The following is a 14,293-nucleotide window of genomic DNA, read 5'->3' as shown; positions in this document are numbered from 1 at the left end:
CCCACAACACCGACCCGCCCCCGGGAAGCCTGGGCGCAGCCGGATTCCCCATATCCCGGGCGACGGTGTGCGGAATTGCCGGTGTTACTTCTCGGAATTACCCGGCTGCTCCGTACCCGGCTTGTCCAGATTCGGGCGGTCCGAGGCGATGTCCTGCGGCGTGATCTCCTCGGGGCCGCCGACGCCGTGGGCCGGTTCGATCGAGGTGTCGCTCGAGTGATCGTCGGCCGAGAATTCATCTGCCGAGAACGGCGGGGTGTAGCCGGGGTAGGTGGCGGCTGCCTCGTCGGTGGGGATCACCCGCATGATGGCGAGCCGATTCCAGCGCGTGACCAGCCCGGTGGCGATCTCGACGTCGAGGTAATCAGACGATGATGCGTCGATGACGGTGCCGAACAGTCCGCTGGAGAGCTGGATGCGCGTGCCGGTCTGGACCGAGTTCTGCATGTTCTGCGTCTCGGCGGCGCGCCTCTTCTGCTTGCGCATGGAGAAGAACATGAAGCCGACCATCAAGATCAGCAGCAGTGGGATGAACAGAGATTGCATTGAGTTGACGTCGTCCTTGTCATATCGAGATCGTCACCCGCCCAGCGGCGCGGACGCCACGCTCGGCGGAGTCGCCGGTGAAGGATTCACGGCGATGGTTCACACGGCGGACGTTCGGGCGCCTCGGATGTTCACTCCAGGAGGCGACCACTTCAGGGAGTGATCACGCCGGTCGCGCCGACGCCGTACGCACGCACTCTTTCCAGTGTGCCACGAACCGAGCGGCAACCGCAGGTGGGCACCACCGGATTCGCCGCCTGCCGGACCCCGGTGGGACCTCACAGGTCACCGAACAGGGACGGTCCACCCATCTCGCGGGGGCGCGCACCGAAGGATGCGGTGAGCGCACCATCTGGGGGCGTCAGTCCGAGATGATGCCAGGCCGCCGCGGTTGCGACCCGTCCACGCGGGGTGCGGGCGACCATTCCGGCACGCACCAGAAACGGCTCACACACCTCTTCGACGGTCGCCGGCTCCTCCCCGACGGCCACCGCCAGCGTCGACACCCCGACGGGCCCGCCGCCGAACGCCCGGATGAGGGCATCGAGCACGGCCCGGTCCAGCCGGTCGAAGCCGAGTTCGTCGACGTCATAGACGGCCAGTGCGGCCCGCGAGATGTCGACGGTGATCCGGCCGTCGCTCCGGACCTCCGCGTAGTCACGTACCCGGCGCAACAACCGGTTCGCGATGCGGGGGGTGCCGCGCGAACGGCTCGCGATCTCCGATGCCGCGTCGGCCTGCAGGTCGATGCCCAGAATTCCCGCCGACCGCCGCAGCACCTGGACGAGTTCGTCGGTTTCGTAGAACTCCATGTGGGCGGTGAAGCCGAACCGGTCGCGCAGCGGGCCGGTCAGCGACCCGGACCGCGTGGTGGCACCGACCAGGGTGAACGGTGCGACGTCGAGCGGAATCGAGGTCGCACCGGGACCTTTGCCGACCACCACGTCGACGCGGAAATCCTCCATCGCCAGGTAGAGCATCTCCTCGGCAGGCCGGGCGATGCGATGGATCTCGTCGATGAACAGGACGTCGCCCTCGACCAGGTTGGACAGCATCGCCGCGAGATCCCCGGCGCGTTCGAGCGCCGGACCCGAGGTGACGCGGATCGCCGCCCCCATCTCGCCGGCGATGATCATGGCCAGCGAGGTCTTGCCCAGGCCGGGTGGCCCCGACATCAGAATGTGGTCCGGGGTGCTGCCGCGCTTCTTCGCACCGTGCAGCACCAGCTCGAGTTGCTCGCATACGCGCGGCTGTCCGATGAACTCGCCCAGCGAACGCGGACGCAGTCCGGCGTCGAAGTCGCCGTCGGCGCGTACCGGCGCCGCGCTGACCTCCCGCTCTGCTTCGTCCGTGGCGTGTTCGTCGCCGCTCATGCCGACTTCCCCAGCAGCACCAGCGACCGGCGCAGGGCGGTCGACGCGTCCGCGCCGGGCGTCTCGGCGAGGACCTTGGCCACCGCCTTCTCGGCAGGCGCCGCGGTGAATCCGAGGCCGACCAACGCCTCGGTGACCTGCCCGGCCACCCCGGCCGGGGTGCCGGTGCCCGGCCCTGTCCCCCCGGAGTCGGCGACCGGGCGGTCGACCTTGTCGCGCAGTTCCACGACGAGCCGTTCGGCGACCCGCTTCCCGATGCCCGGGACGCTCGTCAGCGCCTTGACATCGGAGTCGGCGAGCGCGCGGCGCAACGAGACCGGTTCGAGGACGGCCAGCGTGGCCATCGCCAGCCGCGGCCCCACCCCGGTGACGGTCTGCAGCAACGCGAACAGCGCCCGGGCGTCGGGTTCGGTGAACCCGTAGAGGGTCATCGAATCCTCGCGGACGATCATCGAGGTGAGCAGCGTGGCCTCCTCACCGCGCCGCAGCCGCGACAACGTGTCGGGGGTGGCGAGCACCCGATATCCGACGCCCGCGCAGTCGAGTACCACGTGGTCGAGCGCCACCTCGAGCACCGGGCCGCGTACCGAGGCGATCATGCGTTTGCTCCCTTTGTCCGTGTGGCAGCCGGCTTGGCAACCTGCCCGGAGGCCTGTTCGGTCCCGGCGGCGCCGGTCGAGGTGCGGGCCGCCGCGATACGGGCACGGTGAACGCGCGCCATCTCCTCGGCGCGTTGTTGTGCCTGTGCCATCCGATCGATCGTCGGGCCACGCCAGCAGTGACAGATGGCCAGGGCGAGGGCGTCGGCCGCGTCGGCGGGCCGCGGTTTGGTCTGCATCCCGAGGATACGGGTGACCATCGCGGTGACCTGCGCCTTGTCGGCGCGGCCGCTACCGGTCACGGCGGCCTTCACCTCCGACGGCGTGTGGAAGCGCACCGGCACATCCCGTTGTCCGGCCGCCAGCGCGATGACCCCGGCGGCCTGTGCGGTCCCCATGGCCGTCGACACCTGGTTCTGGGCGAAGACGCGTTCGATGGCGACCACATCGGGCCGATGGACGTCGAGCCAGTGGCAGGCGGCGGTGTAGATGGCGAGCAGGCGGTGCGCCAATTCCATATCACTGGGCGTACGCACGACGTCGACGTCGAGCGCGGTCACCGTCCGGCCGCTACCCGACTCGACCAGCGCGATCCCGCACCGCGTCAGCCCAGGGTCGACACCCATCACCCGCACACGACCCTCCTCCACTGCGGCGAACATTCGTTCGAGATTGTAGCGAGGGGCCCCGACAGACCGTGGGACCAACACGGCGAGTTGCGGATATCGCGTGCGGCACAATGGAGCCGATGCCCCGCTATATCCCGATCGCCCCCGAGGCGCTCGTGCTGCTGTGCGCCGACGCGTGTGCAGCACTGCCGGGCCGCCTGGTCGTCGGCGTCGTGGGCGCGCCGGTGGCCGATCCGGAGTCGCTGGCCGACCGGATCGCCGGGTCGTTGCGGGTGCGCGGGCGAGCGGCCGAGGTCGTGCGCGTCGTCGACTACATCCGGCCGGCGTCGCTGCGCCTGGAGTGGGGCGCGCACGACGCAGAGGCCTTCGCCACTTCCTGGTACGACTTTCCCGCACTGCGCCGCGAGGTGATCGACAGCCTGCACGCCGACGGGTCGTGGCTCCCACGTCTCTGGGATGGCTTGTCCGACCGGTCTTTTCGCGATGAGCGGCAGATCGCCGCCGGGGATCAGGTGATCGTGATCGCCGGTCCGATGGTGCTCCGCGCCGACCTGCGCCTCGATCTGGGGATCGCATTGCGGATGAGTCGCGCCGCGCTGGCGCGGCGCACGCCACCGGACGAACAGTGGACCATCGATCCGCTACTGGATCACGAACGCGACGCCCCGCTCCCCGACATCGAGGTGCGATACGACCACCCGGACCGCCCGGCCGTCAGCTGTCGAGATCGGCGAGAACCTCGTCACTGATGTCGACATTGCTGTACACGTTCTGCACGTCGTCGGAATCCTCGAGCGCGTCGATCAACTTGAACACCTTGCGAGCGCCGTCGGCGTCGACCGGCACCTCGACCGAGGCACGGAAGTCGGCTTCGGCCGACTCGTAATCGATACCCGCCTCCTGCAGGGCGGTGCGCACCGCGACGAGGTCGGTGGGTTCGCTGACCACCTCATAGGTGTCACCGAGGTCGTTGACCTCCTCGGCGCCTGCATCAAGGACCGCGATGAGGACGTCGTCCTCGCTCTGATCGTTCTTCTCCAGGGTCACCACGCCCTTACGGGTGAACAGGTACGACACCGAGCCGGGATCGGCCATGTTGCCGCCGTTGCGGGTCATCGCGGTGCGCACCTCACCGGCCGCGCGGTTGCGGTTGTCGGTGAGGCACTCGATGAGGATGGCCACCCCGTTGGGTCCGTAACCCTCGTAGGTGATGGTCTGCCAGTCGGCGCCACCGGCCTCCTCACCGCCGCCGCGCTTGCGCGCGCGTTCGATGTTGTCGTTGGGTACCGACGACTTCTTGGCCTTCTGGATCGCGTCGTAGAGGGTCGGATTGCCGGCCGGGTCGCCGCCACCGGTGCGCGCGGCGACCTCGATGTTCTTGACCAACTTGGCGAACATCTTGCCCCGCTTGGCATCGACGACGGCCTTCTTGTGCTTGGTTGTCGCCCATTTGGAGTGGCCGCTCATACGCTATTCCGATCCTTCCCGTGCACCGGGAACCGCCGCCGATGGCGGCCCCGGGCAAACCTGCTTCGAACACGTCGAAAAATGATTCTACCGGCGCACCCACCGCCTATCGGCGCACCATGTCGACGAAATACGCATGTACCCGCCGATCCCCGGTCACCTCGGGGTGAAATGAGGTGGCCAATACGTCACCTTGCCGCACCGCGACGATCCGGCCGGCGGCAGGTCCGCCGGGCACCCGGGCCAGCACCTCGACGTCGGCCCCGACCTTCTCCACCCACGGCGCCCGGATGAACACCGCACGCATCGGCACCCCCGCGGTGATGTGGGCGACCTCGAGATCGGTCTCGAAGGACTCGACCTGGCGACCGAAGGCGTTGCGACGCACCGTGATATCGAGGACATCGAGGTGACGCGCATCCGGCCGGGTATCGAGGATGTCGGAAGCGAGCATGATCATCCCGGCACACGAACCGTAGGCGGGCATACCGTCGGCGAGCCGCGCGCGCAGCGGATCGAGCAGGTCGAAGACGCCGAGCAGGTGACTCATGGTCGTCGATTCGCCACCCGGAATCACCAGCCCGTCCACCGTGGCGAGTTCGTCGGGGCGACGCACCGCGAGAGCGTCGGCGCCCGCACTCGTCAGCGCGGCGAGGTGCTCACGAACGTCTCCCTGAAGCGCGAGCACCCCGATCCGCGGCCGACTCGGCCCCACGCTCACCGCTGCTGCCGTGCATGCTGGTCGGCGGGCATCTGACGGCCGGTGCGGCTCAGCCCTTCCTGGGTGACCGCGGCGACCAGCCGGCCGGCGCGGTCGAAGATGCGGCCCTGGGTCAATGCACGACCGCCGCCCGCCGACGGCGAGGTCTGGTCGTAGAGCAGCCAGTCGTCGGCGCGGAAGGACCGCATGAACCACATGGCGTGGTCGAGCGATGCGGCCTGCGGCTCGACGCCGGGGTGCGGAACCTTCGACGAACCGAGCAGAGTCATGTCACTCATGTAGGCGAGGGTGCACACATGGATGGTCTGGTCGTCGGGCAACGGCTTGCGGTACCGGAACCACACACGCTGCTGCGCCACGAAAAACGGTGAGGTGACGAGCTTCTCGGCCGGCACGATCCGGATGTCGAAGTTGTCCCATTCCTTGAAGACCGCCTTCTCGTCCTCGTGGATCCCGGCGAGCCGGTCAGGCAATTCCTCGGGCGCCGGGGCAGGGGGCATCGGGTCCTGGTGTTCGATGCCGTGGTCGGTGGTCACGTGGAACGACGCCGACATCGTGAAGATGGCCTCGCCGTTCTGGATTCCGGTCACCCGACGGGTCGCGAACGACCGGCCGTCGCGGATGCGGTCGATCAGGAAGACCGCCGGGATGTCGGGGTTACCCGGCCGCAGGAAGTAACCGTGCAATGAATGGACCGCGAATTCGTCGGAGACGGTATGGGTTGCCGACACCAGCGCCTGGCCGGCCACCTGTCCACCGAAGGTCCGCTGCAGATGGCTCGCGAACGCGCCACCGCGATAGATGTCGGTCTCGATGCGCTCAACCCGGAGGATGTCCTCGATCTCTGCCACCGAACCAGTATCCCGTACCGGCGGCTCCGATGCCCACGGGGTCGAGTGCGGCGACCCGATATCCCGGCCCTGTCACAGCTCGTCGAGCCGGACCAGTCCGTCCTGCACGGCGCGTGCGACCAGCGCCGCCTTGGTCGGTGCGGTGCGCCCGATCTCGGCGTACTTCGCCCGAATCCGGGTGAGGTGGGTGTTGACGGTGCCCAGCGAGATGAACAACTCTTGCGCGACAGCGGGTTTCGAGTCGACCATCAACCAGGTCCGCAAGACCTCGACCTCGCGGTTGGTCAGGGCCGGCCGCGGCAGCTGCGGGGCCGCGGGCTCGGCGACCTCGACCGCCGCCTCGGGCACCAGACGCATGTGCGGGTTCGCCGGAACCGGCTGCTGCCCGGGCAGCGGCATCCGCCGGGCGGCCAGCCGCATGAGCGCCTCGGTACGGCGCCGATCGGCCTCCGCACGACGACGGGCGGCCTGGGCCAACTGGTTTCCGGGGATGTGGGAAACGACTGCGGTCATGGTGTCCTCCTGGGATTCGCTTCGTGCGTTGGGGCTGCGCCGCCCTGACACACATGACGTTATGAGCGATCGGCACCGGCGTCGATGGGGAGAACTCCCCTACCCATGGGGAGAACTACCCATGGAATATCCGCTGGTCAGAGGCCCCTCAGCTCGCAGCGTTGCGCGCGGCTTCCTCGTCGATCGACGGCAGATCCGCGCGGGTGACGATGCGCGAGGCCACGGCGTATTCGACGAGCCGTGCCCGTCGGTTGCTCGCGAGCTTGCCGCCGCCGGCGCGCATCCCATTCACCCCGAGTTGATCGAGTTTGTCGCAGACGTTGTCGAGCTTGCGGTTGAACTTGGTCAACGGCCAGCCCAGACGAGCCGCAGCCTTCGCCGACGACGGGATCGCGCTCGCGCCCGTCCCATCCCGCCGCAGGATCTCTTCGGCGAGGACGAGGATCAACAGTTTCTGGCTCACGGTGAGCATCGGGACACCCTGCGTGGTCCGGCCACCGGCAAGGGACTGCTCGGTCACCGGACGGACCTGCGGAGCGGTCGCATACACATTGACCTCATACGTCGTCGGACCGGCGGTGAACACGACAGTCGTCTCGCCGAACACGAGCGGCATCCGGGCGCCCGGTCCGAGGGTGGCGGAGAATCCGACGTCGCCGGCCGACACGCTGGCCGACAGGTGGGTTCCCAGGTTACTCAGCCACCACAGCCCATTCTCGTTGTGCAGCACCAGGAATCGGCGATGCAGATAGGGGTTGTCGTCGACGGAGAGGTCAGCCTCCCGACCGATGGTGAAACGGCGATCGCCCATCAGCGGGTACCGCTCCCCGCAGTACTCGACGTAGGTCATCCCCTGGGGCAGCGGGCCATCCCCGGAATACTCGGACTCAGGAACCATGCACCGTCCCCGTCACTTCTCCTCGGCGGCTGCCGATTCCGGGGACTCGGCGTCATCGACTTCTGGAGCGTCAACCTCTGGGGCATCGACCTCTGGGGCGTCAGTCTCTGGGGCATCAGCTTTTGCAGAATCGGCTTCTGGGGCATCGACTTCTGCGGCAACCGGTTCACCGTCACCCTCGGCGACGGCCGCGTCACCGTCACCGTCACCGTCAGCCGACTCACCGTCGACCACCGGCATCGGGAGTGTCGCCACCGATTCGTGAACCTGCACGATGATCACCGTCACGTTGTCGTGCGCGCCGAGCTCGAGCGAGGCATCGACGAGGTCATCGGCCGCCGCGACCACGGTGTCGGCGTCGCCGAGGATGCGGGCGATCTCGTCGTCGGGCAGCTCGCCGGTGAGTCCGTCCGAACACATCAGCAAGACGTCGCCGGGTAGGGCAACAGTGCTGAAGTAGTCCGCGACCGGTTCGACCATTCCCGCGCCGAGAGCCCGGGTGATCACATTGCGGCGTGGATCGGTGCGGGCGTCCTCGGGGGTGAGGAATCCGGCGTCGATGAAGTCCTGGACCTGCGAATGGTCCCGGGTGAGCTGTTGCAGAGTGCCGTGCTGGAACCGGTAAGTGCGCGAATCGCCGATGTTCAGGATCAGCCAGTGCGGTTCGCCGTCCACGGTGACCAGTACGGCGCCGGTGGTCGTGGTGCCGGCGCGCCGCTCCGAGGACGTCTCGATATCGGCGATCCGCGACTGTGCCTCATCGAGGAGATCGATCAACGCCTTCTGCGTCTCGATCAGCTCCCCGGCGCTCTGCGCCGCCGACAGCGTCAGCAGGGCCGCCTCGCTGGCGAGTTCGCCACTCTCGTGCCCGCCCATACCGTCGGCGAGCAGGTATGTCCCCGGCATGGCCAGCGCGGCGTCCTCATTGCTCTCCCGTACCCGCCCGACATTGCAGCGCACCGCCCACTCCAGGCGCAGGTCCGCTACGAAGTGGGTGCCCGAGGTCGCCTCGTCGCGGACGATACTCACCGAATCCATGGTCAGCAGATACTACCGGCGAGAACGCGCCGTGCGGCGGTGGACCACACCGAGAACCGATCGTTCGGTCGACTCGACCGGGCGGGATGCGCGTTCATGCCGGTAAGGGTAGTCCGGCAACCGCCGGCGCTGGGACTCCCCCGCCACGCAGACCCATCAGGAGGCCCCTCGAGCAGTGAGGATCCTCTTGAGCCGCGAGCCGGCTCAGGAGGTGATGTTGGCGCTGTCCCCGCCGGTGGCGGCGAAGCTCGTGCCGCTGACCATCCTGGCCTCCTCGGACGCGAGGAATACGACCAGCGGCGCGACGTCCTCCGGCTCGACCCACGGGACACCGAGCGGCAGCTTCGCGCGCTCGGCGGCCGCAGCGGTCTGCTCGTCCTTCTCGACGTCGCCGGTGGGCTCGTTCCCGCCGGTGCGGATGATCTGCGCGTAGCGGTCCTGATGCCGGGTGAGCGCGGTGTTGATGAGTCCGGGAACGATCGCGTTGACGGTGATGCCGTACTTGCCCAAGTCCAGGGCAGCCGACTTCATCAGCCCGAGCAGACCCCACTTCGACGCCGAGTAACCCGCACCGTCGAGGGTGCCGTGCTGGCCCTGTGTGGACGACGTGATGATGATCCGGCCTCCCCCACGTTCGACGAGCAAGGGAGCGGCGACGCGAACGACGTTGGCGGTCCCGGTGAGGTTGATGTCGATCTGGTCGTCCCACAGCTTGTCGCTCATGTCCAGCACGGAGGCGAAGCCCTGCACGCCGGCGTTGGCGAACACGACGTCGACGCCGCCGAAATGCTCGACCACCTGCGCGAAGCCCGCCCGGACCGCTGCCCGGTCACGTTGGTCGAAGACGACGGGCAGCCACTGCGCTCCGGCAGCCTCGACGAGTCGTCCGGTCTCGGCGAGGTCTGCCGGCGTGGCCGGGGCGTAATCCATGGCCGCGCTGGCGAGCGCCGCGATATCCGCCCCGGCGACCCGGTACCCGGCACGCGCGAGCGCAACCGCGGCCGCCCGCCCGATGCCGCGTGCCGCCCCGGTGACGACGACGACGCGGTCGTTGCTCATCTCACGTGCTCCTTCGCCGAAGAGGTATCCCCCGACGAGTCACCAGCCCCGTTCGGCCAGCCGATGCGGTGCCGGGATGTCGTCGACGTTGATACCCACCATTGCCTCACCGAGGCCGCGTGAAACCTTGGCCAGCACGTCCGGATCGTCATGGAAGGTCGTGGCCTGCACGATCGCGGCGGCACGCTGGGCCGGATTGCCCGATTTGAAGATGCCCGATCCGACGAATACGCCCTCCGCGCCGAGCTGCATCATCATCGCCGCATCGGCCGGGGTCGCGATGCCGCCGGCGGTGAACAATGTCACCGGCAGCTTGCCGGCCTCGGCGACCTCGGCCACGAGGTCGTACGGCGCCTGCAATTCCTTGGCGGCGACGTAGAGTTCGTCTTTCGGCAGCGACGTGAGCCGGCGGATCTCGTCCCGGATCTTGCGCATGTGCGTCGTCGCGTTGGAGACGTCGCCGGTGCCGGCCTCACCCTTGGAGCGAATCATGGCCGCCCCCTCGGTGATCCGCCGCAGCGCCTCGCCCAAGTTGGTGGCACCGCACACGAACGGCACCGTGAAGGCCCACTTGTCGATGTGGTTGGCGTAATCGGCCGGAGTCAGCACCTCGGACTCGTCGACGTAGTCGACACCGAGACTCTGCAGGATCTGCGCCTCGACGAAATGCCCGATGCGCGCCTTGGCCATCACCGGGATGGACACCGCGGCGATGATGCCGTCGATCATGTCGGGGTCGCTCATCCGCGACACCCCGCCCTGCGCGCGGATGTCGGCGGGCACCCGCTCGAGCGCCATCACCGCGACCGCGCCGGCATCCTCGGCAATCTTCGCCTGATCGGCGGTGACCACATCCATGATCACGCCACCCTTGAGCATCTCGGCCATCCCCCGCTTCACCCGCGCGGTGCCCTGACCGGACCGGGCGGTGACGTGGTGCCCATTGATCGCGGACGACGCATCCGGCAAGGGGGTGCTCCCTGCCTGGGCTTGACTCCCTGCCTGGGGTTGGGTCCCTGCTTGGGGTTGAGTCCCTGCTTGGGGTTGAGTCCCTGCTTGGAGTTGAGTCCCTGCTTGGGGTTGAGTCACGGAGATCTCCTGATTCGCACTGGCGGATTCACATCGGCTGCGCCGCTCAACGGCCGCACAGCGTGTCCCCACCAGGATAGGCGAGGTGGTGAGCGGGTCCGTCGCCCGGCCGTCAGCCACCCGTACCGGGGGTGATCCGCTCGACGATCTCGAAGTACTCGGGCCGCGCTGCGGTGCCCCCGAGGTGCAGTAGCCGTACGAGGAAGCGGTCGGCAAGGCTGCGGGTGTCACGCACGGCGTCGTTGTAAAAGCGACGCGCCATCATCACGCGGGTCTCGGCGTCGGCGAGTTCGGCGACAAGGCCCACCGGGCGGCCGATCGGGTCGATTCGACTCAACGCCCTCGACAGTGCATTCTCGGCGTCTTCGCGCGCGCTGCGCGGGGCACGATCGGCGGCATCGGCGCACGCGGCGAGGTCCCGCGCCGCCGTCCGGACCGCCGGATCGCCGGAATTGTCCATCCACGAGGTGATCACCCGCACCACGACCGTCCGGCGCTCCAGCGCCGCCGCGAGCGCCTGCCAGGCCAAATCGACGCGCACGTTGAGCCGATCGAGACGATTGGCCCGACTGTAGGCCCAGGCGGCAACGATCACCAGGATCACCGCGAGTATCACCACGAGCACGGTCACCACCACCGGCGTGTCACCTCCACTTGTCCGGCAGGTCGGTGTACCCGACCCGCGCCACCCCACTCGGTCCGGCACCACTCAGTCCGACACCACTCAGTCCGACACCACGACGGGGCCGGCCCCCACCGTGACCGTCTCGTAGACCCGCATGATCTCGTCGGCCACACGCGACCAGTCATAGCGTGCGGCACGGGCGCGGCCCGCCCGCACCAGATCCGCACGGGCCTCGTCGTCGGCGAGGAGTTCCCGCAGCCCCGCGGCCAACTCGTCGGCGGCGCCGACCGTGAACAGCCGCCCGGCCCGGCCGTCGTCGAGGACGCGGCGAAACGCATCGAGTTTGCTGGCGATGACGGCCGCGCCCGCAGCCATCGCCTCCACCAGCACGATGCCGAAGCTCTCGCCGCCCAGATTGGGCGCGCAATACACATCCGCCGACGCGAGCGCGCGCGCCTTGGTTGCATCGTCGACCTGCCCGAGGAACACCAGGTGCTCGGCCAGATCGCCGGCACGCCGACGCAATGCCTTCTGGTTTCCGCCCCCGACCACCAGAACCCGGAGATCGGCGAACTCCTCGACCACCGCGGGCAAGGCGCGCATCAGGATGTCGATACCCTTGCGCGGCTCATCGAAGCGGCCCAGGAACAGGACCGTCCGCCCTGGCCAGGGATATCCGTCCAGCGGCGCGACCTGTGCGAACGAGGCGACGTTGATGCCGTTGGGTATTTCCACCGCATCCGACCCGAGCGATTCCATCTGCCAGCGGCGGGCGAGTTCGCTGACCGCGATCTTGCCGGCGATACGCTCGTGATACGGCCGCAGCGCTCCTTGAAATATACTGAGCCACAACGACTTCGACGTCGACGTGTGGAAGGTCGTGACGATCGGGCCCGAGGCCACCATCAACGCCATCATCGACAAGCTCGGTGAATTGGGTTCGTGGACGTGCAACACGTCGAAGTCGTTGTCGGCGATCCATCGGCGCAGCCGTCGATACCCGTTGGGACTGAAGTTCACTCGCGACACCGACCCGTTGTACGGGATCGCCAGCGCCGATCCGCCCGACACGACGTAGTCGGGAAGCTCGGTGTCACCGTCAGACGGGGCGATCACGCTCACATGATGTCCGCGCTCGATGAACACCTGCGCCAGTTCGACGACGTGCGCCTGCACACCGCCGGGCACCGAGAACGAGTACGGGCAGACCATCCCGATTCTCACGTGTGTTCGTCCCCGCGCGAGCCCTGCACCCGTTCGCGTTGCCGCTGTGACCAATCGGCCTCCCACAAGGGCTGCAGCATGTGCCAGTCCGCGGGGTGTGCGGCGATGTTGGCGGCGAACACGTCGGCGAGCGCCTGGGTGGCCGCCTGCACCCCGCCGGACACGTCGATGTCGGGGGCCAAACCGATCATCGAATTGGGGGCGTCGGTGAACCAGTGGTGCACCGGCACCAGGCTCGCGCCGGTTTCGATGGCCAGGCGGGCCGAGCCGGCGGGCATGCGGGTGCGCTCGCCGAAGAAGGTGACCGGTACACCGTGGCGCGCGATGTCGCGTTCACCGAGCAGGCACACGATCCCGCCGGCGCGCAATCGTTCGGCGAGCCGACCGAACGGCGGCTGCTCACCACCGGACAACGGAAAGATCTCGAATCCCAACGACTCCCGATAGTCGACGAAACGCCGGAACAGCGACTCCGGCTGCAGACGCTCGGCAACGGTGGCGAAGGAATGGTAGTTCTGCACAAGCCAGACGCCTGCCATGTCCCAATTGCCGGAATGCGGAAGGGCCAGGACCACACCACGACCACGGCCGAGGGCGGTGTCGAGCAGGGCACGGTCGGCGGGAGGAAGCGTCACCGTCTGCGCGGTCGCCGCGAGATCCTGCGCGGGCAAACGGAACGCCTCGCACCAGTAGCGGGCATAGGAGCGCACCGCCGCCCCGACGAGTTCGTCGGGCACCTCCTCTGGTGAGGTGCCGACGACGCGGGCGAGGTTGCGCCGCAGCTGTTCCGGGCCACCGTTGCGTCGGCCCACGAATGCTCCGGCCCGGTCGAACACCGCCCGGGCGAGTCGGTCCGGCGCGTAGCGCACGCCCGCCCATCCGGCCCGGTATCCGAGGTCGGAGGCACTCGCGGCGAACCTCTCGAGCGCCGTGGATCCGGTCACTGCTGGTCCATGCCGGAATCGCGACCGGACTCATCGGGAGCGGTGGGGGCGCTGTCGGTGGGAGTTGCGGCAGCCGGGATCAGCTCACGTGCACTGGGCGACGCGGCAATCGACCACATGCGCTGGCCGACCGTGATGACCGATCCGGCCGCGAGCAGCCACATCGCCACGTGGATGAGCCACCACAGCCCCAGGCCGGTCAATCCAGCACCCACCAAGACGATGATCAGCCGATCGGGACGTTCGATGAGACCACCGTCGCCGTTCAGTCCGGCCGCCTCGGCCCGTGCTTTGGCATACGAGATCACCTGCGAGGTCACCAGGCAGATCAGCGTGGCGACGAACAGCAGTCGGTGCGGTTCGGTCCACGCGCACCACCAGGCCAGACCGGCGAAGATGGCGCCATCGGCGATCCGGTCACAGGTGGCGTCGAGAACCGAACCGAAGCGGGTTCCCCCGCCACGGGCGCGGGCCATCGCGCCGTCGAGCATGTCGAACATCACGAACAGCCAGATGGCCATCGCGCCCCAGAACAGATGCCCCATCGGGAACAGCGTCAAGGCCGCGGCGACCGTCGCCACCGTGCCGATCACCGTCATGATGTCGGGCGTGAGGCCCGTGCGCAGCAGTCCCCGGCCGATCGGCAGGGTCACCTTCGACACCGAGGCACGGCCCAAAATGCTCAGCACCGGCGCGTCCCTTCTCTGCCATCGCCAT

General features: G+C 68.3%; 16 protein-coding genes and 1 pseudogene. 1 reads left to right on the top strand and 16 read right to left on the bottom strand.

What is annotated here, in order from left to right; all coding sequences use genetic code 11:
• Positions 1-84 precede the first annotated feature (84 nt).
• The 4 genes from yajC to ruvC form a co-directional block, all read right to left on the bottom strand.
• The gene (gene yajC / locus ACPXB3_RS02030) at positions 85-546 is read right to left on the bottom strand and encodes a preprotein translocase subunit YajC (RefSeq protein WP_425706746.1); all 462 of its coding nucleotides are present in this window, start codon (positions 544-546) and stop codon (positions 85-87) included.
• 278 nt (positions 547-824) lie between these two features.
• A complete protein-coding gene (gene ruvB / locus ACPXB3_RS02025) occupies positions 825-1,919 on the bottom strand; it encodes a Holliday junction branch migration DNA helicase RuvB (protein WP_425706745.1) in 1,095 nt (364 codons plus the stop codon).
• Positions 1,916-2,518: a Holliday junction branch migration protein RuvA gene (gene ruvA, locus ACPXB3_RS02020; RefSeq protein ID WP_425706744.1), complete on the bottom strand. Its 603-nt coding sequence runs from the start codon at positions 2,516-2,518 to the stop codon at positions 1,916-1,918. Before ruvA ends, ruvB begins: the two co-directional genes overlap by 4 nt.
• Complete coding sequence (gene ruvC, locus ACPXB3_RS02015; protein WP_425706764.1) at positions 2,515-3,153, bottom strand: crossover junction endodeoxyribonuclease RuvC; 639 nt, start codon at positions 3,151-3,153, stop codon at positions 2,515-2,517. The genes ruvA and ruvC overlap by 4 nt, the downstream gene beginning before the upstream one ends.
• A gap of 113 nt (positions 3,154-3,266) precedes the next feature.
• On the opposite strand from ruvC, the gene ACPXB3_RS02010 reads away from it, so the two are divergent.
• The gene (locus tag ACPXB3_RS02010; protein ID WP_425706743.1) at positions 3,267-3,896 is read left to right on the top strand and encodes a hypothetical protein; all 630 of its coding nucleotides are present in this window, start codon (positions 3,267-3,269) and stop codon (positions 3,894-3,896) included.
• On the opposite strand, the gene ACPXB3_RS02005 is transcribed toward ACPXB3_RS02010, so the two are convergent.
• The 12 genes and pseudogenes from ACPXB3_RS02005 to pgsA all read right to left on the bottom strand — a co-directional run bounded on the left by ACPXB3_RS02005 (position 3,862) and on the right by pgsA (position 14,265).
• Positions 3,862-4,614, bottom strand: a complete 753-nt coding sequence (locus ACPXB3_RS02005; protein ID WP_425706742.1) for a YebC/PmpR family DNA-binding transcriptional regulator — start codon at positions 4,612-4,614, stop codon at positions 3,862-3,864. The genes ACPXB3_RS02010 and ACPXB3_RS02005 overlap by 35 nt on opposite strands.
• Before the next feature lie 106 nt (positions 4,615-4,720).
• Complete coding sequence (gene pdxT / locus ACPXB3_RS02000; RefSeq protein ID WP_425706741.1) at positions 4,721-5,335, bottom strand: pyridoxal 5'-phosphate synthase glutaminase subunit PdxT; 615 nt, start codon at positions 5,333-5,335, stop codon at positions 4,721-4,723.
• Complete coding sequence (locus ACPXB3_RS01995; protein ID WP_425706740.1) at positions 5,332-6,186, bottom strand: acyl-CoA thioesterase; 855 nt, start codon at positions 6,184-6,186, stop codon at positions 5,332-5,334. The genes pdxT and ACPXB3_RS01995 overlap by 4 nt, the downstream gene beginning before the upstream one ends.
• A 72-nt stretch (positions 6,187-6,258) precedes the next feature.
• Positions 6,259-6,699: a response regulator transcription factor gene (locus ACPXB3_RS01990; protein ID WP_425706739.1), complete on the bottom strand. Its 441-nt coding sequence runs from the start codon at positions 6,697-6,699 to the stop codon at positions 6,259-6,261.
• Between the two features lie 148 nt (positions 6,700-6,847).
• Positions 6,848-7,597: a hypothetical protein gene (locus ACPXB3_RS01985; RefSeq protein ID WP_425706738.1), complete on the bottom strand. Its 750-nt coding sequence runs from the start codon at positions 7,595-7,597 to the stop codon at positions 6,848-6,850.
• Between the two features lie 180 nt (positions 7,598-7,777).
• Positions 7,778-8,635: pseudogene (locus tag ACPXB3_RS01980) on the bottom strand (PP2C family protein-serine/threonine phosphatase); the annotation flags it as partial.
• A gap of 204 nt (positions 8,636-8,839) precedes the next feature.
• Positions 8,840-9,694: an SDR family NAD(P)-dependent oxidoreductase gene (locus tag ACPXB3_RS01975; RefSeq protein WP_425726164.1), complete on the bottom strand. Its 855-nt coding sequence runs from the start codon at positions 9,692-9,694 to the stop codon at positions 8,840-8,842.
• 39 nt (positions 9,695-9,733) lie between these two features.
• A complete protein-coding gene (gene pdxS / locus ACPXB3_RS01970) occupies positions 9,734-10,663 on the bottom strand; it encodes a pyridoxal 5'-phosphate synthase lyase subunit PdxS (protein ID WP_425726162.1) in 930 nt (309 codons plus the stop codon).
• A gap of 232 nt (positions 10,664-10,895) precedes the next feature.
• Positions 10,896-11,414 (bottom strand): NUDIX hydrolase, encoded by a 519-nt coding sequence (locus tag ACPXB3_RS01965; RefSeq protein WP_425726410.1) that lies wholly within the window; start codon positions 11,412-11,414, stop codon positions 10,896-10,898.
• Between the two features lie 93 nt (positions 11,415-11,507).
• Entirely contained in the window at positions 11,508-12,632 is a 1,125-nt protein-coding gene (locus ACPXB3_RS01960) for a glycosyltransferase family 4 protein (protein WP_425726160.1), read from the bottom strand.
• Positions 12,629-13,576: a phosphatidylinositol mannoside acyltransferase gene (locus ACPXB3_RS01955; RefSeq protein WP_425726158.1), complete on the bottom strand. Its 948-nt coding sequence runs from the start codon at positions 13,574-13,576 to the stop codon at positions 12,629-12,631. The genes ACPXB3_RS01960 and ACPXB3_RS01955 overlap by 4 nt, the downstream gene beginning before the upstream one ends.
• Positions 13,573-14,265, bottom strand: a complete 693-nt coding sequence (pgsA, locus tag ACPXB3_RS01950) for a phosphatidylinositol phosphate synthase (RefSeq protein WP_425726156.1) — start codon at positions 14,263-14,265, stop codon at positions 13,573-13,575. Before pgsA ends, ACPXB3_RS01955 begins: the two co-directional genes overlap by 4 nt.
• Positions 14,266-14,293: the final 28 nt, after the last annotated feature.

The sequence above is a fragment of the Gordonia sp. DT219 genome, assembly GCF_049847065.1.
Classification (GTDB): domain Bacteria; phylum Actinomycetota; class Actinomycetes; order Mycobacteriales; family Mycobacteriaceae; genus Gordonia.
This window is presented reverse-complemented; position numbering and strand designations above follow the sequence as displayed.

Coding starts and splice junctions, on each gene's coding strand:
- ACPXB3_RS01975 (WP_425726164.1), bottom strand. CDS start 9,694: ATGAGCAACGACCGCGTCGTCGTCGTCACCGGGGCGGCACGCGGCATC.
- ruvB (WP_425706745.1), bottom strand. CDS start 1,919: ATGAGCGGCGACGAACACGCCACGGACGAAGCAGAGCGGGAGGTCAGC.
- ACPXB3_RS01990 (WP_425706739.1), bottom strand. CDS start 6,699: ATGACCGCAGTCGTTTCCCACATCCCCGGAAACCAGTTGGCCCAGGCC.
- ACPXB3_RS02005 (WP_425706742.1), bottom strand. CDS start 4,614: ATGAGCGGCCACTCCAAATGGGCGACAACCAAGCACAAGAAGGCCGTC.
- ruvA (WP_425706744.1), bottom strand. CDS start 2,518: ATGATCGCCTCGGTACGCGGCCCGGTGCTCGAGGTGGCGCTCGACCAC.
- ACPXB3_RS01985 (WP_425706738.1), bottom strand. CDS start 7,597: ATGGTTCCTGAGTCCGAGTATTCCGGGGATGGCCCGCTGCCCCAGGGG.
- ACPXB3_RS02010 (WP_425706743.1), top strand. CDS start 3,267: ATGCCCCGCTATATCCCGATCGCCCCCGAGGCGCTCGTGCTGCTGTGC.
- yajC (WP_425706746.1), bottom strand. CDS start 546: ATGCAATCTCTGTTCATCCCACTGCTGCTGATCTTGATGGTCGGCTTC.